The organism is Microcoleus sp. N3A4 (genome assembly GCF_036701805.1).
Classification (GTDB): domain Bacteria; phylum Cyanobacteriota; class Cyanobacteriia; order Cyanobacteriales; family Microcoleaceae; genus Microcoleus.
In genome coordinates, this window is sequence record NZ_JAUBRJ010000003.1 from 81,926 (window position 1) to 101,968 (window position 20,043).

Sequence of the window (20,043 nt, forward strand, 5' to 3'; positions counted from 1 at the left end):
TGATTCCAGCCCTTTTATTCACCATCTAGCTTTTAAGTTGGTTGATGCCGATTCCTCGCCCTTAATTGATGATACTTATCTTGCTGGTAGCTGCTGGCATAAGCCAAGAATATTTACGTAAGAAAGCCTTTCCTATCCTGCTGAAAGAGCCTTCAAACCCCTTTGCCTGATTTGACAATGCGATGAACTGCTCTTGCAAGTATTTATCATCCTTCGTGTATTGTAGCTTGCCATCTAACCGATCCAGCATTTCCACTACTAGGTCTTTGATCTCTTCTGGTGTATTGTCTATGATGTTGATACCCCATGACGCAAAAATGTCTGACCGCTCACAGTGACCAACAGGATGAGCCAATGCTTCCGCGAAGGTCAGAAAACGATCCTCCCTTAAAGACCATAGTAGTTTAGGTATGAAAATATCCTTGCTCGAAAGCGGTCTAGTTTCCATAGGTACAAAATTGGCTAAGGCACAGGGAATACCAAAAACATAAGATAGATGAAATAAACCAGACGTTGTACCCAGGAAAAAACGGCACTGAGCACACAGAAATAAATCCATCCAATCACTGCAAATAAGACTATTTGCATAGTCAATTACTCGCTCCATGGGAGGCATTGGTGTCATGGAATAATTGCCCATACGGATGACCCACCCGCCCCGCTCTACAATTGTCTGGACTGCCAACCCGTATGTATTGATGTCAGCATTGCGATGGGAAGCAAGACCATGTTTAGCTTCGCTCAGATACCCCGGTTCTCGCACATGAAGACAAACAAACCAAGCATCCCTGGGTATACCGAGGGATTGCAAACAAGCCCAACCTTGTTCGCAATCATGGTCAGACAGCGTGAGGAGTGGTGAACGAGACTCTGCCTCCCATCTTTTTTGAACTGTTTCCATAAACTCGTGTACCCACACTGTTTTTCCACTAGATAAAGTCTGGGACATCAAGGGTTCTTTTAAGTAACGCACTAGGGGGGAAACAGAATTTATTGCGACCGGATCGGAAATTATGGTAATGTGCGAATGCCAGTAATTGAAGGCATGGGGATTCGCCATCGTCTCTGGAGGTGCGAGCAAAATAGGTTTGCGCGGTGTCAGCACGCCTAGAACAATCGCTTTCACATAGCAATCTATCAAAGCAAAATGACCGATCCTTCTAGGCCAAAGATTAGTTAAAAATCGGATTCCCAGTTCCTCTAACTGATAAAAATTAGCCCAGTATCGCTGCAACTTAGTGGCTCGATCGCAGAAGTAAATCGAATCAGAATATCTGCCCTTTGGCCAAAGGTGGAATACTATTGAATCAGCTATTTCTGCCCATTCACAGTCAGATTTGATATCCAAAGCTCTCTGCCAGCAAGCTTTTGCTTTCTCAAAATCGTCTAGGTGCGTAAAGGCATTTCCCTGGTAAAAGTGCGCTTCAACCCAGTATGGTCGGAGGGAAATCGCCTGTTGGTAGCTTTCTATAGCTTCCCTTGGTTTTAGTAGTGTTATCAAAATGTTACCTAGATGGAAATGGAGGTCTACCCAGTCAGGTTGAAGAGCGATCGCACGTCGGTAAGTTTCTATCGCTTCATCCTGTTTTTCATTGTGAAATAGAGCGTTGCCTAAGTGATAATAAGCTAAAGCCCATTCAGGTTCGATAGCGATCGCTTGCCTGTGACTTGCTATTGCTTCAGTTGGTTTTCTTTGAGCTAAAAAGGCGTTTCCGAGCTGAAGGTGAGCTATTGCCCAGTCTGGTTTAATGACTATTACTTTCTGGTAAATATCAACGGCTTCTGCAGGCTTACTCAGATTTACCAGTGCATCTCCTAATTTTAAATGTGCCTCTGCCCAGTCGGGTTTAATGACTATTGCTTTCTGGTAACTATCAACGGCTTCTGCTAGTTTTCCCTGCTGTGAAAATGCAACTCCTTGGTTGTAATGGGTTTCGGGGTTGGGAAAAATGACGGCTGCTTGCTTGTAACTCTCTATTGCTTCATCTAACTTACCTTGCTGTGCCTGTACTTTCCCTAACTGATTTAGTGCCTCACCCAAAGTTTTGTACGATTTGCGATCTTTTGGGTTTAGTTCAATTGCGCTGCGATACGCTGCAATCGCCTCTCGCAGACAATATGAGACGAGTGAGGAAATTAACAGAGAAGTAAATTCTGGTGATTCTCGAAATCCAGCGACCATTTCTTGACGGGTCATGCCATCATGAAGGCAGTGGAGGTAGTGATTTTTTCCTTCGTGGTCGGGGTCGCGATTTAGATAAGTGTGGTAAACTTTATCTAAAAAATACTCATCGTTGATGTCATTAGTTGCTTGTATAAAGTCTGCATCGTTGACATGGAAAGGCTCATTTGAATAGTCGTCGATCTGCTCTGTTTTAAGTAAAATTTCTCCTAATCGGCTATATGACTGTAAAACTCCTGTGTTGATCTGCAACGCAAGCTGATAAAAAGCTTTACCCAAACTGTTGTAAAATCCATGAAAATTTTGCTTCAGCTTAATGGCCATGCGGTAGGAGGCGATTGCCTCCTCTAGTTGACCTAGTTTTACCAAACTTTCCCCCATATTGTGGTGAGACCAAGCTGACTTCGGGTTAAGTTCTATAGCGTGACTATAATAATTGAGAGCCTCATCTAGGCGACCCAATTGGGCTAATACATCCCCCATGTTGTGATAAGACAAATAAAAAGTAGGGTTCTGCTCAATAGCACTTTTATAGGAAGCAAGAGCATCCTCTAATTTACCTTCTTGTTTCAGTTGGTTGGCTTTTTGAAAATAGTTTAATGTCATCATTTTTGAGTTTTTTACCATTCCTGGGAGTGCTGTAAATTAATTATATTACTGAAGATTCGCACACCTGTTTTTATTCAGTAATTAATTTCCCCTTATCTCTGATTTAACATAGACTATGACAGAGAATAGTGTTCTAATTCATTCCTAAAATATAAGGAAAAATAACTTGACTCAGAACAGGCGTTAAACCTTTCTCAAGCTTGCCATCCAAATCTTTTTAGTAGTCTTTGTGGAATCATGCTAGAGGCTTTTTCTGCTTGTTCCGGTGTGAAAACCTCCCGCCATTCATCTACCTTCCCTGTGCGATAATGCGTACTTGGCTTAAATTTTGGAGGAGGTGGCATAGTAAATCGCGATCGTTCTATTTCATAAAATTCCAAAATAGTATTAAAGAGTTCCTGTGGATTTGCTACTAAATCTTCCTGCCGCGTAAATAATATTTTTGGATAAAATAATTGATTTTCTTCTGCATCAAGCCAACTTTCTATCCACTTGATTGCTCCAGGTAGAGCCCACTTCTCTATCTGCCAGCTTATTTGCTCTGTCAGCGACATACAAAAATAGTTGTTGGGAAGTTGTGAGCAATTAAATATATGTACAGGACTCCTGCTATATCTGTAGAGATTATTGTGATGAACTTGAGAAAGAGTTACTTGCCTTGGATCTCTAACATTAACAATTAATCTATCGGCAATTAAACTTAATGTAAACAAATTATATGGTTCTGCATACAAATGCGCTGATACTAAATTAGAATTTGAGTTATTATATGGTTCTTCAGTCAATAATTGTAAGTAGGTAGTATTTCCTTCTAAAAGTGTTAAATAGCTGGCTAAATCTGCATTGTCGCAATTATTTATCAGGTTTTGTAAAGCGTTAAAAATGTATGTGCTTGCGGATTTTGCCAGAGTTATAAAACACATTCTTCCAAGGTTTCCTTGAGAGCGATCTTCGACAAATTTTATTTGATTTGACCGATAATAGCTGCGAAAAGCCTCATTTTGCTTGCCTTGCAGCATAAGTGCGTTTCCCAGCTTAAAGTGAAGTTCCACAGAGTTAGGGTGAATTTCAACTGATTTTTGATACCAATCTACCAAATTGTCTATCTGCCCTTGTGTCGCCAAAGCTTCCCCTCGCTGAGAGTATGCTTCTATTAAATCAGGTTGAAGTTCAATGGCTCGTTCATAATTTTGACAAGCTTCATCATTTTTTTTTATTTGTAATAGCATATTTGCCAAATGTAGATGTAATTCCGCTGAATCAGGTTTGATGATAATAGCCTGTTGATAGAAAGGTATTGCCTCATCCAACTTTCCCTGTTGCTTAATGGTTTCTCCCATAGTCAAGAAATTATTCAGCAATTCTGGTTTGAGAGCTATAGCTGTTTGATAGCTGTCTAAAGCTTCGCTATATTTTCCTAGTTGCCAAAAAGCATTGCCGAGGTGGAAGTGAGCTTCGGCCCAGTCTGGTTTCAAAACTGTGGTGGTTTGATAGCTGTCTAAAGCTTCGCTATATTTTTCGACTTGCCAAAAAGCATTGCCGAGGTGGAAGTGAGCTTCTACCCAGTCTGGTTTGAGAATTGTGGTGGTTTGATAGCTGTCGAGAGCTTCGCTATATTTTGCTAGTTGCCAAAAAGCATTGCCGAGGTGGAAGTGAGCTTCTACCCAGTCTGGTTTGAGAATTGTGGTGGTTTGATAGCTATCTAAAGCTTCGCTATATTTTGCTAGTTGCCAAAAAGCATTGCCGAGGTGGAAGTGAGCTTCGGCACAGCCTGGTTTAATAGCGAAAGCTTTCTGATACAATACAGTTGCTTCTGCTACTTTTTGGTCTTGCATCAATCTATCTGCTAAGCTCAGATATTTTACCTGTTCAAGTGCCTGTTTGCAACTACGTTTAATCTCATCTTCTTCCGGGTGCAAATCAATAGCTTTTTGATAGGATGCAATCGCTTCATCCCAACGGCTGAGTTGAGTCAAAAGTTCTCCTATGTTGTAGTGAGACCAAACCGATTGAGGTCTGAGTTGAATTGCCCGATAGTAAGAGTTAAGCGCTTCATCAAGACGGTCTAATTTAACCAAGACCTCACCCAAGTTGTGGTAAGCCAGGTAAAAGCTGGAATTCTCCTCAATGGCTTGGTAATAAGAGGCGATCGCTTCCTCTAATTTACCTTCTTGTTTAAGTTTGTTGCCTCGCTGAAAATAGGTGACAGTCATTTGTTTGAGTTTTTAAGAAGTAGAAATATCGATTTACAAGAAAGGAATTGTGAACTTGTATGCTGTCATAGTTGAGCTAATAAAATTTTAGTGACAGCATTTTTTACAATTCACTCATCTCTTCTATTTAGACTTTTTCTGCCCAACAATAAGTGCTAATTTCATACATTAATTCTATATCTGGGATATCTGAAAATTGACTTACAATTACTTCTTTATCAAAACTATTCACATGAAAATTAGCATTATTAAGCAATGATTCTAGCTCTTGGCGACTCCAAGCGTTTTGATGGTTAAACATAAATTCTTGTTCAATTTCTAAAACTTTATTCCGCAATTGTTGGCTGATAATCGAAGGTGTAGAGTCTTGAATCAAATTACGTAGCCATTCAATTTCTACAGTTGGAGGTCCGTTATATGCCTCTTCATTGTCATTATGAGGACCAGCGAATAAATGTCCATAAGCATTATTCCAAAAACCACAGAATATGTAAGCAGCTCTGTAATCTAGACAGTCAGTTATCTTACGATTTTTCCAGGTATAAGTCATTAATTTGTAATTCCATAGCTGATCGGTAAAAAAACTTGCATCTTCTTGTCGCCAGCAATGCAAGGCTCGATCAAAGTCAGGAATCTTGATAATAAACCTGCCATCTTGCCTTAAAACCCTGTGAGTCTCCGCGATAACTCGCAGAACAGTAGGGGTATCAAGATGTTCTAGATTGTGAGATGTGTAAACAGTTGAAATACTTTGTTTCTCTACGGGAAATACACAGTCGGGAGTGAGTCGAAATGTGTTAGGGTTAAAAACACTTACTACCTCTTCCAAGTTATGCCAACCGGGTTCTAAGAACCCAGAACCCCCACCAAGATTCAATGCAGTAGGCTTTCGCATTGCCTTAATTGCAATTCCACGCTTATAGTTTTTAATTGCGTCTTGACGGTTGCCTTTATCTAAAAAAGCATTTCCCAAATTGATGTAGGCTTCCACAAAATCAGGTTTAACAGTGAGCGATCGTTGATAATTTACAATTGCCTCATCTAACTTGCCAAGGCTTCGCAAAGCATTCCCTAGGTTGTTGTATGCCTCTTCTGAGTGAGGGTTTAGCGAAATCGCTCTTTGATAAATAATGATTGCAGCTTTGAAATTGCTTGGACTTTTTTTTTGTAGAGTAAGTAAATTGCCTAACTGATACCATACTTCCCAATTATCTAGTTGAAAATTGAGAATTTCTCGGTAATATTGTGCCCATTCAGCATTCTTTTGAATAGCTCTCTGGTAAGCGGGTATTGCTTCCTCTAGCTTATTTTTTTGAGATAAAATGTTACCTAATTGCCACCATAGTTCCCAATCATTAGGTCTAAAGTGTAGCAAATTTCGGTAAACTTGCTCCCACTCAGGATTTAATTGAATTACCCGCTGATAAGCTGATATTGCTTCTTCCCGCTGCTCTTTTCTGGATAATAGATTACCTAAATGCCAGCATATATCCCAATTCTCAGGGTTAATCTCTAGGATTTTATGGTATGCTGGAGTGAACTCAGAATTGATAGCAATTACCCGTTTATAAGCCCCGATAGCTTCCTGATGCCTATCTTTTTGCTTAGCTAACAGATTACCTAAACTCCACCACATCTCCCAATCATTTGGCTGCAAATGGAGCAAGCTTCGGTAAACTTGTTCCCACTCAGGATTTAATTGAATTACCCGCTGATAAGCTGATATTGCTTCTTCCCGCTGCTCTTTTTGGGTCAAGAGATTACCTAAATGCCACCAGTTTTGCCAGTTTTCGGGTTGTATTTCTAATAACTCTTGATAAATTTCCGCACAATCTGGTTTTAATTCTATGACTCGCTGGTAAACTGTTATTGCTTGTTCTAGCTGATTTGAACCGAATGACTTGCCCAACTGCCACCATAACTCCCACGCCTCTGGTTGCAATTGCACTAAGGCTTGATATCCTGGGATGTAGTTTTGATTGAGAGCCATCACTTTTTGATAAGCTGCGATCGCCCCTTCTCTCTGATTCTCCTGTTCTAACAGTTGCCCCAACTGCCACCACAACTCCCAAGATTCTGGTTGCAATTCCACTAATGCTTGATATGCAGGGATGTGAGCATTAATAGCTATAACTTTTTGATAAGCTGCGATCGCCCCTTCCGATTGATTCTCTTGTTCTAATAACTGCCCCAACTCCCACCACATTTCCCATTTTTCTGGTTGCAATTCCACTAATGCTTGATATGCAGGGATGTAGCTTTGATTGAGATCAATTACTTTTTGATAAGCTGCGAGCGCCCCTTCTATCTGATTTTGCTGGGCCATAATTTGTGCAAATTGCCACCACAGTTCCCAGGAATCGGGCTGTAACTTTAACAATTCTTGATAAGCTTCTACTGCTGAACCAGGATTTAGTTCTATAGTACGCCGATACATAGCTATTACCTTCGCCAAATCCAACTCAGTTCGCCGTTGCAAGGCTTTCCCCAAACTCTGCTGAATTTCCAACTCTTCTGGCTCTAATTCTAAAGCTTTTTGATAGCAAGCGATCGCCTCATCCAATCGACCCACTTTTTCCCAAGCTTCCGCTAAACTGTAATGAACCCAAGGTGAAGATGAGTTGAGTTCGATCGCACTCTGATAGGCATTGACAGCTTCTTCCCAACGGCCCAGCTTAGCCAAAGCATCCCCCAAGTTGTGGCAAGACCAATAAAAACTTGGATTTTCCTCAATCGCTTGACGATAGGAGGCGATCGCTTCCTCCCATCTTCCTTCTAGCTTCAGTTTGTTGGCCCTATCAAAATAGCTTACTGTCATTTTTCATCCTTCAGATATGCAGCCGACATCTTACTCTTTATGAATATACACTAACGGCTCCTGCTCGATCGCAGACCAGTTACTTTCAACCCACTCTATCACCTCTTGCACCCCTTGTTCAAAGGAGACTTGGGGCTGCCAGCTAAGTTCCCGTTCGGCCCTAGAGCAGTCTAGCAGATATTGGGAATCCTGTCCCAATCGCTCACCGACAACCTGAACGCATTTTTCAAAATCATACCCCATGCCAGTACAAACCTGACGTACAATATCAGCAATAGTGAGATCGCTCGGTACTGTAAAATGATAAGTTCCTGGGTTCCCTTGCTTCAAAGCCAACAATAAACCCTGGACAACATCTCGAACATGAATAAAGGACTTAACCGAGGTTCCTCCACCATGCAGTTCAATGGTTTTATCCATCTTTAGATAAATTGCGGTTCTCGGAATAATCTTGAACAATTGTTGATGCCGGCCGTAAACATTTGTCGAACGGATAATACTCGCTGGAAACCCAAAGTTCTTGCTGATGCTATTGAGGTACATATCCGCGGCTGCTTTAGAAACAGCATAGGGCGTACTGGGGTTGAACAGCGTCTCTTCCGTTACTTTATCCGCACAACTGCCAAAAATTTCCGCCGATGAAATGTGAACGTAGGACTTGAGATAATCCCGACTTCTAAGCTGGTTGCACAACTTTACCACCGCCGTCGTGTTAATGTCAAAATACTCAACCGGGCTGTAATTGCTCAACCCCACCTCACTCAAAGCAGCCACATTAATTACTACTTCCGGCTTGGTTGCGTCTAGTAGTTCTATCAGGCGATCGAATTCTCTGACACTATTAAGCTGGTGGAAAGTAAAGTCAGGGTTTTTCCGTTGTTTGTAAGGTAGGAAAAAATCTTTATATTCAGGCGAACGGCTAACACCAATTACTTTATTCTTCGGGTCATCCAACAAAGCATCTACAATGTGACAACCCGTAAAGCAATTACTGCCGATCACAACGTAAGTGGTTTTACTCATTTCACCCCTCCTTCTAGATAGAACGAGCGCACGCACTCAATCATATAATCAATTTCATCTGAGGTGAGATGTTGGTGAGCTGGTAAAGTGATCGATACCTGCGAATCTTTCTCTGCTACTGGAAAGTCACCTTTTTTATAGCCCAAATGAGCAGCGGCTTTTTGCAAGTGAACTGGAATTGGATAATGAATTTTAGCTTCAACTCCATTTTCCTGCAAATAACTCAGTAATTCATCTCGATGTTCTACCCGTAAAATGTAGAGATGATAAACGTGCTTAACATTGGCTATACGATGCGGAATATGAATGAACTCACCTAAATCTGCAAAGGCTTCATCTAGGCGTTTCGCATTAGCAATGCGGGTATTAGTAATAAACTCAGTTTGCCCTATTAAGCGATTCCCAATTACTGCTTGTAGTGAGTCCAAGCGAGAATTGTGACCGAAAATTGCCACTTCGTCGCGGTTAATTAAACCGTGATTGCGGAACAAGCGCAAATTTTCGTACAACTCTTGCGATCGCGTCACAATTATCCCACTATCACCCCAAACATTCAAATTCTTTAACGGATGGAGTGAAAAAGCTGCCGCTTCTCCCCAACTACCCACATACTTGCCATCTCTAGCCGCTGTAATTGACTGACAAGCATCTTCAATAACCAGCAAATTATGTTTTTCTGCAATCTTCATAATCGCAGGCATATCTGCCACATTACCCGTGTAATGGACAGGGACGATCGCTTTCGTTCGGGGAGTAATCGCCGCCTCAATTAAGTTAACATCAATCGTATAACCTTCATCATTATCCACAAATACAGGAGTTGCCCCCGTCATCGCGATCGCGCCCACCGTAGCAATGAAAGTATTAGTCGTCGTAATCACCTCATCCCCAGGACCAATCCCCAACATTTTCATCGGTAAAATCAGAGCATCAGTACCCGAATTCACCCCAACCGCGTAAGGCATTTGGCAAAATTCAGCAAACCGACGTTCAAACTCAGTTACAGGAGATCCCAGCGTAAAATCGCCGCTCAACACCAATTCCCGCACGTCCGCCAGATAATCATCCACATTAGCAAATTGCCGATCGAGGTAAGAAAACTTGACTTGCATTCTCTGTTTTGTTAACATATTTACCCTTCAATTACTACCATAAAACGCTTGAATACTGTCGCAAACACGCTCTAACTGCTCCTCTGTTAACCCCTGATTTACTGGCAGACTTAAAATTAGATTAGCCTGTCGTTCAGTCACGGGAAAACTATCCTCTCCATATCCTAACTCTTTTCCGACAGTAGAGAAGTGGATAGGAACTGGATAGTGAACAGATGTACCTATTCCCCTTTCTCCCAGAAATTGCCGCAGTTCTTCACGGCGTTCTGCTTGAATAACAAAAGTGTGGTAAGCGCACTTTTCATATTCTTTTTCCAACGGCAATTTCACCTGCTCAATTCCTGCCAATCTAGCCTGGTAATAACAGGCATTTTGGCGGCGCTGTTGGGTCCAAGCTTCGAGATAGCGTAATTTTACCAGTAAAATTGCAGCTTGCATCGTGTCTAGGCGAGAATTGTGCGACCACATCACACAGTCATCGCGGGTGCGAAGACCAATATTCCGCATAATTTTCAACTTGTCATACAATTCAGGATCGTTTGTGGTGAGAACGCCACCATCGCCGCAAGCATTTAAAGTTTTCAGCGGATGCAAACTAAACCCGCCTATTGTACCAAATGAACCGACTCGCCGACCTTTATATTCAGCCAAGACTGCTTGAGCCGCATCTTCCACCACATATAATCCTTTCTCTTTTGCCAATTCTAAAATAGGCTCCATATCGCAGGGACGGCCTGTGAGGTGAACTGGTAAAATAGCTTTAGTTTTAGAAGTAATAGCAGCCGCAATTTTATCGGGATCGATATTATAATCATCGCGCACATCCACAAAGACCGGTTTAGCTCCTAGAACTCTAATACAGGTTGCTGAAGCAATAAAGGAATTAGGTGCTGTAATTACTTCATCACCGCTGCGGATTCCCAAAGCTTTAAGGGCAAAAATTAAGGCATCCGTACCTGAGTTAACGCCAACAGCATAGCGGACACCGCACATTTCTGCAAATTGACGCTCAAATTCCGATACTTGTTCACCTAAAATAAACTGCCCGCTGTCTAACACTTCGCTAATAGCCGCCAAGATTTCGGACTTGATTAGCGCGTGCTGTTGGGCTAAATCAACGTAAGGGATTCGCTCTACCTGGGATTGAGAATTGATAATTGGAGCCTGGAGCCTTGTCATTTTTAATAAGTTTTAATTGGGTGAGTATTAAAACGGTCCTGTGAATCTTTTATCTGGAACATCCAGGGGAGTTTCCCGCATAATTCCCAATTCTGTTTCTGTTTGTACGACCAAACCCATCATCGTGCGGGCAGCATTTACAATGTCAACAGCGCGGGGGTAGTAATCGTTGGCGATCGCCGGACTAGATGGTGCGTACACATCAGGAAGAGCTATCCGTTTGGGACTGCATTTAAGAAAAGGATAAGCTTCTTCTGCCACAATAGCTAGGATTTCGCTGGCAAAACCCAAGGTTCGCCAAGCTGCATCGGCTGCAATCAGTCTCCCGGTTTTGCGTACTGATTCCAAAATAGTTTCGGTATCTAAGGGTTTGAGCGATCGCACATCCACGATTTCTGCTTCTATCCCGTCTCGCGACAACAACTCAGCAGCCCGCAACGCTTCCAGCGTCATGTAAGAAGTTGAAACAATCGTTACATCATGACCTTCTCGGATTTTCCGAGCTTTGCCAAGTGGGACGCGGTACATTTCCTCTGGTACTGGGCCAAAAATTTGGTGGAGCCAGCGATGTTCAAAAAATATGACAGGGTTATTGTCTTCGATCGCGGCAATCAGCAACCCCTTAGCATCATAAGGCGTTGTCGGCATCACCACTTTTAACCCCGGCACATGAGCAAACCAAGCTTGCAGACTTTGGGAGTGTTGCGGCCCTTGACCCCAACCCCGACCGATGACTAGGCGAATCACCAGCGGAACAGATGCTTTGCCACCAAACATATAGTGCCACTTAGCGGCGTTGTTCACCATTTGATCCATCGCCAGTAGCGCAAAGTCTACCCGCTGATGCACCAAAACCGGGCGCATCCCCGCCAGTGCAGAACCAATTGCCACGCCAGTCATACCATTTTCAGCTAACGGCATATCCAGCACTCGCTCTTTGCCAAATTTCTCCTGCAGTCCCAAGGTAGTGCCAAAAATGCCTTTAGGATCGGGAACCCCTTCTCCCATGACATAGACGGTCGAATCTGCGACCATCGCCTGAGTAAGAGCTTCTTTAATTGCCTGAGCAAAGGTTAGTTCGCGTTGGGTCATAGTCTGATTCATGCGTAGATATGCTGGAAGAGAATTTGCGGATCTGGGAAGGGGCTACTTTTGGCAAAGCTGACCGCTTCCTCTACCTCAGAGGAGATTACCCTTATCATCTCCTCCAAGTCTTCTGCTGTCAGAATCCCTTGCTCTAGTAACTGAGCTTGGGTGCGTTGAATGGGACAACGCACTTTCCACTCTTGAAATTCAGCTTCCGTGCGATAACCCAAGTCATTGTCGTAGTTCGGCCCACAATGTTCCCGCCATCGGTAAGTTTTGAACTCCAGAAAAGTTGGCCCACCACCACTCCTTGCACGTTGCACCGCTTCAGTGGTCATCTGATAAACTTCTGCAACATCATTTCCGTCCCCTTGAAAGCTGGGAATATTGTGAGACTTGGCTAGAGCATACACTTCTCGCCCTAGGGGTTGGCGTTCGCTCATCCCCGTGTACACGGAGTACAAGTTGTTTTCGCACACAAAAACGACGGGTAGATTTTTTAAGGCAGCGAAATTAACACTTTCGTGAAAAACGCCTTCCTCTGTGGTTGCTTCTCCGAAGAATACCACCACTACTTTCTTTAATCCTTGCATGACGGCTCCCAGAGCAGCGCCTACCGCCACAGGTATTGTGCCGCCGACAATGGGAGCAGAACCCATAAATCCGGCCTCCAAATCGATCAAGTGCATCGACCCGCCTTTACCTTGACAGCAACCTGTGACTTTCCCATACATCTCAGCTAAAAAAGCTTTTAAGTTCCCTCCGGCTGCTAAATAGTGACCGTGAGCTCGGTGATTGCTAAAAACGGCATCAGTCGGGTAAAGCGTGGCACAAACGCCAGCGGCGATCGCTTCTTGACCGATAGACAAGTGTATCGGGCAGCGCATTTCCTGTTGAGGATAGAGTTCAACTATTTTCTCCTCTACCAGGCGGATGCGGAGCATGGAGAAAAATAGTTGTTTCTGCAATTCTGGAGGCATGGTTATTTTACCTGAAAATTATAGACAAATTGGATACGCTTAATTGCCAACCATTTACTTACTTCAGGTTAATTTCTTGCATGACTTTAATATTGTAATAAAGGCTATCTGTCATCGGATTGGGAATCAAATTAGCATCAAACGCCTTTACTAAATCCTGCACGGCATCTTCAATTGTGTGCTGCGGCACAAACCCCAGTTCTCTCTTAATCTTCTCCGATGAAATGTGATAAGAGCGGTTGTCATTGGTCGGCGTGCTGACAATTTCTACCTGTTTTCCTACCACATTTCGCACCATTTGAGCAATTTGCATCACCGTATGATTTTCATAACCCGCGTTGAAAATCTTACCGTCGATCGCCTCATCAGGCAACTGGAGCGACTTGATATAAAGGTCTGTCATATCCTCAATGTGAATATTTGGTCGTTTTTGTTCGCCCCCAAACACGGTAATTTTACCATTATTGACAGCGTGGTTAGTGAGGATATTCACTGTCAAATCTAGCCGCAAACGAGGGGAATAACCGCAGACGGTTGCCGGCCGCAGAATCAAGGTAACAAACCCCGGTTCGCGGTTTGCCAGCAACACATCCTCGCACATTGCTTTATACTTGGAATAGTCTGTTAAAGGTTGCAGTGGCAATTCTTCGTTAACATTTTCGGTTTCTTTGATACCGTAAACACTGGAAGAAGAAGCATAGATAAACCGTTTTACCCCACTGTCTTTTGCAACATCTACTAAGTCAATAAAAGCATCGTAATTAATTGATTTGCCGAGATCGGGATCTAATTCAAAACTGGGGTCATTGGAGATGCAAGCTAAGTGAATGACAGCATCACATCCTGGCATTATTTTTTCCAGGAGGGCGCGATCGCGGATATCTCCCTTAATCTGTTCCAAACTCGGATTATCTTTAACAGCAGCTAGAACATCCTCACCATAGATATAGAGGTCAATCACCTTTACCCGATATCCAGCTTGCAAGAGCTTAGGAACCAAGACAGCTCCCACATAACCCGCTCCACCTGTGACCAGAACTTGTTGGATTTGATTCATACTTACTTCCTTAAATTGCGTTGACATCTTCTCGGGCAGTTATTATTTTCGCACAGGCATTGCAGGTAATATTTCTGGTTTATCAAAAATTAGCCCTCTTGTATGAGGGACAGAATAGCAGGCATTGACGAAATGGCAGTCACTTGCTGTGCGTAAGCACTTTTAGATAACTCTTGCTGTTCCTGTATTCCATAGCCAGTTTTAACCAGAAAAGCTTTCATGCCTAACTCGAAACCAGGCTCTAAGTCCCTGAGCCTATCCCCGATCGCCCAACATTGAGCCGAGGTCAGGCTGTGTTTTCGAATGGCTTGGAGAAACATCCCAGGTTTTGGCTTGCGACATTCACAAGCGTAACTATACTGGATAACTTCACCTTTCGGGTGATGGGGACAGTAATAAAAATCTGCGATCGCACCTGAAGTCGCTTCAGCATCCCGCCGCATTTTATCATTAACTGCCTCCACTGCTTCCCTATTGAAATAACCCCTAGCGACACCAGATTGATTTGTCAGCACCAGCACTTTAATTCCCAGGTTGTTCAAGATTTTTAGCGCCGCCAACACCCCAGGAATCCATTCTATTTGGTTAGGACTGCTGAGAAAGTGACAATCTTGGATGAGAGTGCCGTCCCGATCGCACAAAATTGCTTGCGGTTTGCTTAAAGATGGCATCTCTATACCTTTAACACTGTAGTAGCAAATTTCAACAACCGAGCTTTTTCTACTGGTTCAGCATTGCCAAGAGTATTCGCTGAAATCGCCCCGGCTAAATTCCCCAGCAGCGAACCAACTGCGAGCGGTAATTCCAACTTCGCACTCAAGCTAGCCAGAGCAAAAAATGCATCGCCCGCCCCTATTGTATCCTTTACTGCCAACGTCATTGCTGGACTTACATCTTCTTCTTCTTTAGCATTGATTCCCAACGCTCCCGCAGAACCTAGAGTGAGCCATCCTTGCTGAGCATCTAGATGTTTGAACAAGCCTTTAAGCAGATAATTGTGGTCTCCGTAACGGCTAGAAAAAGCTAAACGTAATTCTTGTTCGTCCAAGCAAAAAACATCTGCTCGGCGGTACTTAGTAATTAAGTTATAGCCATAATTTGCACTATTTGTTTGGCAGTTCAAAGCTAAAAAAGGAGCTTCATTTTGAACCAAATCCATGAGTTCAGAATCCAGCAATCCATGTCCGTAATCTGCAACCACCACCATGTCATAATCCCGAATCGTTTTCGCCAAACGATCTAATAAATTTTGCCGCTGATTGGGAGCATATCCTTCTTCTTGCAGCTCATTAATAGAAAACAGCTTGGTGTAATTATCCCTCATTCCCTGCCGCTCAATGTAACGGCGTTTGGTAACGGTGGCGGCACCATTTTCATATTGTAAATCTAGCCTAATACTGCCATTTATGTTATTCAAAATTAAGCTGTGAATGTCTGGCTCATTCCCTACCACACCAGCCACAGTTACAGAGTCTACAAAACTGGCGATGTGGCGGGCAATAGCCAAAGAACCTCCTAAATGCTGCTCTTTTTTCAAAAAGCGAGTCGAAATAACTCTTCCTTTAGAAGTCAAACCCTGCACTGTACAGTGAACAAATTCATCAATAATGACATCGCCCAACACTAAGACTTTGAGCTTTTGCATCGCATCAATGCCCTTGCGAATTGCCTCAAAAGGGTATTGCTGGCTTAATTGGATAGCATAGCTTTTGATATGCGGTGGCAACACATCGGTATAGTTATTGAGCAGCTTTGTTGAGCTAAAGACAATCTCGCCTGTATAGCGAATTTCTCCGCCGTAAGCTTTGACTCGATCTGCTTCACGGTCAATATTTTTAGTAACATCTTGACTGTGATCAGCATATTCGTGACCTTTGCAGTAAAAATTTGGCTGAACTCGATCGAGCACATCTAAAGCTGTAGCCACAGGAGCCAATAGCACGTAGTCTACGCAAGCTAAAGAGGCAATAGAATAAAGTCGCAAATCATCAGAAAAAACTGGTCTTCCAGGGCCTCGGTTAACATAATGAGCTGCGGTAATTGAAACTACCAATACATCTCCCAAAGCTTTTGCTTCTTGCAAGTGGGCAATGTGACCCGGGTGAAGCAAGTCGAACACCCCATGACAGAGAACTATCTTACGGTTCTGCTCTCGGACATTAGCAAGTACCTCTTTACAAGTTTCAAAATCAAGATATTTTTCTGTGTTTTTGGTCAGCATCTTTGAACTAAATGGTGTAATTTCCAACTATGACGGGCTTGCATACCCACCCTACAAGACGGGAGAATCCCAGTTTTTGTAACTATACCAGGTGATGTTCGCGATCGCGCGTCTACAAACTTGCGTTAAAAAAGATAAGCGGACTTTTTTCACCCACAGCGAATCGAGTTTCATTTATGCCACGCTATTCTCGAACAGTTTTAACCGCAGAGTTACAAACATGGGATGATCCCAGGGGGAAGGTGTGTGTGCGCCTATATCCCCGGTGGCTATTTTAAACACCAGACTCCCACTCAAGCCTAATGTTCCCGCCACCTCAACCTAGATCCGCCCTACCCTAGTTTTGACAGCAAGGACACGCCTCATCAATTCTTTCCATTCCCGTGAATTGCTCAGGGAGTTAGTATCGAGATACTCGCCTTTTTCTAAGGAAAAGCGACCAAAATTTTCTAACCAGTTCACAACTGTCTCTGTCGGTGAGAAAGGCGTACAATGCAAAGATTTCTGTAGAGAATTAGACATCCCAGCCAAATCGTCATTGCGATAAGCATGCCAAGCCTCCCAGACTATTGCACCGTACTGCACCTGGTTGTTTTCATCTGTATTTTTGACAGCACTTTGCTGAAAACGCCATCTCTCTAATTCCCCCGCAGTTTTGTGCAGTTGTGACTGCGACTGTTCCAATTCTTGCTGAGTCGAGTGCAGTTGTGACTGCGAATGTTCCAATTCTTGCTGAGTCGAGTGCAGTTGCGACTGCGAATGTTCCAATTCTTGCTGAATTTGATGGTGTTCGGCTTGGGATAGTTCCAATTCTTGCTGAGTCGAGTGCAGTTGCGATTGCGATAGTTCCAATTCTTGCCGAGTTTGATGGTGTTCGGTTTGGGATAGTTCCAATTCTTGCTGAGTTTGATGGTGTTCGGCTTGGGATAGTTCCAATTCTTGCTGAGTTTGATGGTGTTCGGCTTGGAATAGTTCTAATTCTCCCTGAATTTGATGCAGTTGAATGTCCATTAATTCCGAATCTTCCTGAGCCTGATACATTTGCGACTCAAATCGATCTCGCTCTTCCTGAGCTTGATATAGTTGAGCTTCGGTTAATTCCAACTCTCCCTGAGTTTTGTACAGTTGCGACTGGGATATCTCCAACTCGCTTCTAGTTTGATGCAGTTGGGGATGCACTTGTTCCAACTCTTCCTGAACTCGATCTAGTTGGGACTGAAATTCAGTGCACTCTTGCTGAGTTTGATAAATTTGAGCTTGCGCCAGTTCGACTTCTGCTTGAACGGGATAAATTTGACCTTGGACTACTTCTAACTCTTTCTGAGTTTGATTTAGTTCGATCAGGGATTGTTCTAATTCTGCCTGAGTTTGATATAGTTGCGACTGTGACTGCGCCAACTCTCTTTGACTCTGATGCAGTTGGGCTTTGCACTGTTCAAACTCTCTCCGCTGTTCGTAGGTCATATTGTAATATAAATCAGTTGGTTCTACGTTTAAGTTGAGATTAAAGTCGATTGAAACCTTGGATAATTCTATTATTGCAATTGCATTTGCCTGTGACAAAGGCCATCCGTATTCGCTATTGCTAAGTTCTCGAACATCTACTTCTCTCCAAAGCATATAATGCTTATCGTCGGCTGTTTCTCTATCTATTAGCTTTAAATAGTTGGCGGATATAGCATCTTTCGGGATGCCATATTTTTTCCATAAAACCTCTAAATACTCTTTGCTAAATTGAATGTACCATTCTCCATCTGTAAGTCTTCCAAAAGGAACAGTAATCAAGGCTTTTCCATCAAGAGCAAGTAGATCGTAAATTTTAGCGATCGCCTTTAGAGGACCTTCTAGATCGCGGGATTCTATCTGTTCGCCATAGCCTCCTGAAGGATCGTCTGCTTGCCCTACGTGTTCGACACTCGAAATTGATACTATTGCGTCATATTTTTCCGCTGATGGCAAGCTCATCAAATCTTGATTTTCTACACCTAGATCGACTTCAAATTTATCTACAATTCGTCTCGATCTGATACCAATATTTTCGCTCAAAGAGTTTTCGTAGTGGGAGAGTACGTTGCCAATTTCCAGGATTTTTTGAGGATTTTCCAGATTAGCAATAAAATCAAAGGCAATCGAAATTTCTACGGCTCTTTCGGTCGGATTATTAAATTTTATCCGATTGTAATATAACTCTTTACCTTTAAAGGTAAAAGTTCTTGTCCACTTACTCATTTTTTCCTCAAAAAGCAAACTCTCAAGTTTTCCGGTGTAGCTAACGCTGAAAGTAGGGACTTCTCGTCGGCGGGCATTAGTGTCAACTTAAGCTCAAACGTAGTCACCGACTGCTGTTTAACTATTAAGCTTATATCCTCCCGGCGCCCCCCTTAAGAAATGGGGGACAAGAGTATTCTCAAAGTCCCCTTCTTAAGGGGGATGCGAGGAGGATCTAGACTGCGGTAAAAACTAGGTTTCTCAAGGTTTTTAGTCTTAAGTTGAGACCAATGCTCGGCGGGAGTATCAAATTTAGCGTTTAACCAGCCATTATAGTTCCCAATTGCACCACAATTTATAAAATTTAGCTATCTTAACGGTCTTAGATACAGTAACGGTACATAAATATCTGCTCGGCTTGCGTTAGCTTCCTATTGGCTTTGGACTTTGAGGAGGCTTGCGATCATCGACGATCGCGCCAAAACTCACTCATTCCCACACCCTCCAAGGAGCCTCTCCATTATCCCAAAGTTCGTTCAAATATTTATACTCGCGGTAAGTATCCATCGCAAAAAAGAAACCTTCGTGGCGGTACGCCATCAATTGTCCCTCCGCTGCTAAGCGCTCTAGTGGCTCTCGCTCAAAAAAACAATCATCTCCGCTCAAAGCCTCAAATATGCTGCGGTGAAGTACCAAAAATCCGGCACTTGCCCAACCATCTACTTGAGGTTTTTCGGTGAATTCCAGAACTTTGCCTTGGTTGTCCACATCTAAAATACCATATCTCGATATCGGACGAACTGTACTAACAGTTGCCAGCTTACCATGAGCCTTATGAAAATCCACCAAAGCTCCAATATCGATATCAGCAACTCCATCACCGTATGTCACCATAAAGGTATCATCAGTAATGTATTTCTCCACACGTTTCACCCGCCCCCCAGTCATGCTGTCTGGCCCTGTTTCCGCCAGCGTCACCTTAAAATCTTGCTCGCGATGATCCTCGTGATAGGTAATCTGATTTTGACGGCCCAGGCAAATAGTAAAATCATTATTCATAGCTTCATAATTCAGGAAATACTCCTTAATCATGTTGCCACGATAGCCCAAACACACAATAAAGTCCCGGAAACCGTAATGGGCATATGTCTTCATAATATGCCAGAGAATTGGATACCCCCCCACATCAACTAGGGGCTTAGGACGAAATTCAGTTTCTTCTCGGAGACGAGTACCCAAACCGCCGGCTAGTATAACTACTTGCATTTTTTTACATCTTGAAAATGGTACACAACCGCTGATAATTCAGAACAGGTATTTATTCCAAACCAAGAGCTATCTTTTATGAAAAAAAT

At 43.0% G+C, this 20,043-nt stretch carries 13 protein-coding genes; all 13 read right to left on the reverse strand.

Going from position 1 to position 20,043, the window contains the following annotated elements:
• Positions 1-61: 61 nt before the first annotated feature.
• A complete protein-coding gene (locus tag QUA56_RS02745; RefSeq protein ID WP_333352882.1) occupies positions 62-2,791 on the reverse strand; it encodes a tetratricopeptide repeat protein in 2,730 nt (909 codons plus the stop codon).
• A gap of 194 nt (positions 2,792-2,985) precedes the next feature.
• Positions 2,986-5,004: a tetratricopeptide repeat protein gene (locus QUA56_RS02750; RefSeq protein ID WP_333352884.1), complete on the reverse strand. Its 2,019-nt coding sequence runs from the start codon at positions 5,002-5,004 to the stop codon at positions 2,986-2,988.
• A gap of 127 nt (positions 5,005-5,131) precedes the next feature.
• Positions 5,132-7,822 carry a tetratricopeptide repeat protein gene (locus QUA56_RS02755; RefSeq protein ID WP_333352887.1) on the reverse strand — a complete coding sequence of 897 codons (2,691 nt, stop codon included), beginning with the start codon at positions 7,820-7,822 and terminating at the stop codon, positions 5,132-5,134.
• Between the two features lie 30 nt (positions 7,823-7,852).
• Complete coding sequence (locus QUA56_RS02760; RefSeq protein WP_333352890.1) at positions 7,853-8,845, reverse strand: GDP-mannose 4,6-dehydratase; 993 nt, start codon at positions 8,843-8,845, stop codon at positions 7,853-7,855.
• The gene (locus QUA56_RS02765; protein WP_333352893.1) at positions 8,842-9,975 is read right to left on the reverse strand and encodes a DegT/DnrJ/EryC1/StrS family aminotransferase; all 1,134 of its coding nucleotides are present in this window, start codon (positions 9,973-9,975) and stop codon (positions 8,842-8,844) included. Before QUA56_RS02765 ends, QUA56_RS02760 begins: the two co-directional genes overlap by 4 nt.
• A 9-nt stretch (positions 9,976-9,984) precedes the next feature.
• The gene (locus QUA56_RS02770; protein ID WP_333352894.1) at positions 9,985-11,136 is read right to left on the reverse strand and encodes a DegT/DnrJ/EryC1/StrS family aminotransferase; all 1,152 of its coding nucleotides are present in this window, start codon (positions 11,134-11,136) and stop codon (positions 9,985-9,987) included.
• A gap of 27 nt (positions 11,137-11,163) precedes the next feature.
• Positions 11,164-12,228, reverse strand: a complete 1,065-nt coding sequence (locus QUA56_RS02775) for an alpha-ketoacid dehydrogenase subunit beta (protein ID WP_333352897.1) — start codon at positions 12,226-12,228, stop codon at positions 11,164-11,166.
• Positions 12,229-12,236: 8 nt separating this feature from the next.
• The gene (locus tag QUA56_RS02780) at positions 12,237-13,202 is read right to left on the reverse strand and encodes a thiamine pyrophosphate-dependent dehydrogenase E1 component subunit alpha (RefSeq protein WP_333352900.1); all 966 of its coding nucleotides are present in this window, start codon (positions 13,200-13,202) and stop codon (positions 12,237-12,239) included.
• A gap of 58 nt (positions 13,203-13,260) precedes the next feature.
• Positions 13,261-14,259 (reverse strand): NAD-dependent epimerase/dehydratase family protein, encoded by a 999-nt coding sequence (locus QUA56_RS02785; protein WP_333352903.1) that lies wholly within the window; start codon positions 14,257-14,259, stop codon positions 13,261-13,263.
• Positions 14,260-14,348: 89 nt separating this feature from the next.
• Positions 14,349-14,930, reverse strand: a complete 582-nt coding sequence (locus QUA56_RS02790) for an HAD family hydrolase (protein WP_333352905.1) — start codon at positions 14,928-14,930, stop codon at positions 14,349-14,351.
• A gap of 2 nt (positions 14,931-14,932) precedes the next feature.
• Positions 14,933-16,480, reverse strand: a complete 1,548-nt coding sequence (locus QUA56_RS02795; RefSeq protein ID WP_333352908.1) for a PfkB family carbohydrate kinase — start codon at positions 16,478-16,480, stop codon at positions 14,933-14,935.
• Between the two features lie 321 nt (positions 16,481-16,801).
• Entirely contained in the window at positions 16,802-18,709 is a 1,908-nt protein-coding gene (locus tag QUA56_RS02800; protein WP_333352911.1) for a hypothetical protein, read from the reverse strand.
• Between the two features lie 468 nt (positions 18,710-19,177).
• Positions 19,178-19,954: a glucose-1-phosphate cytidylyltransferase gene (rfbF, locus tag QUA56_RS02805; RefSeq protein WP_333352914.1), complete on the reverse strand. Its 777-nt coding sequence runs from the start codon at positions 19,952-19,954 to the stop codon at positions 19,178-19,180.
• Between the last annotated feature and the right edge of the window lie 89 nt (positions 19,955-20,043).

Bases quoted from the DNA above. Each gene is read 5' to 3' on its own strand.
- QUA56_RS02745 (WP_333352882.1), bottom strand. From the start codon at position 2,791: ATGATGACATTAAACTATTTTCAAAAAGCCAACCAACTGAAACAAGAA.
- QUA56_RS02750 (WP_333352884.1), bottom strand. From the start codon at position 5,004: ATGACTGTCACCTATTTTCAGCGAGGCAACAAACTTAAACAAGAAGGT.
- QUA56_RS02755 (WP_333352887.1), bottom strand. From the start codon at position 7,822: ATGACAGTAAGCTATTTTGATAGGGCCAACAAACTGAAGCTAGAAGGA.
- QUA56_RS02760 (WP_333352890.1), bottom strand. From the start codon at position 8,845: ATGAGTAAAACCACTTACGTTGTGATCGGCAGTAATTGCTTTACGGGT.
- QUA56_RS02765 (WP_333352893.1), bottom strand. From the start codon at position 9,975: ATGTTAACAAAACAGAGAATGCAAGTCAAGTTTTCTTACCTCGATCGG.
- QUA56_RS02770 (WP_333352894.1), bottom strand. From the start codon at position 11,136: ATGACAAGGCTCCAGGCTCCAATTATCAATTCTCAATCCCAGGTAGAG.
- QUA56_RS02775 (WP_333352897.1), bottom strand. From the start codon at position 12,228: ATGACCCAACGCGAACTAACCTTTGCTCAGGCAATTAAAGAAGCTCTT.
- QUA56_RS02780 (WP_333352900.1), bottom strand. From the start codon at position 13,202: ATGCCTCCAGAATTGCAGAAACAACTATTTTTCTCCATGCTCCGCATC.
- QUA56_RS02785 (WP_333352903.1), bottom strand. From the start codon at position 14,259: ATGAATCAAATCCAACAAGTTCTGGTCACAGGTGGAGCGGGTTATGTG.
- QUA56_RS02790 (WP_333352905.1), bottom strand. From the start codon at position 14,930: ATGCCATCTTTAAGCAAACCGCAAGCAATTTTGTGCGATCGGGACGGC.
- QUA56_RS02795 (WP_333352908.1), bottom strand. From the start codon at position 16,480: ATGCTGACCAAAAACACAGAAAAATATCTTGATTTTGAAACTTGTAAA.
- QUA56_RS02800 (WP_333352911.1), bottom strand. From the start codon at position 18,709: ATGAGTAAGTGGACAAGAACTTTTACCTTTAAAGGTAAAGAGTTATAT.
- rfbF (WP_333352914.1), bottom strand. From the start codon at position 19,954: ATGCAAGTAGTTATACTAGCCGGCGGTTTGGGTACTCGTCTCCGAGAA.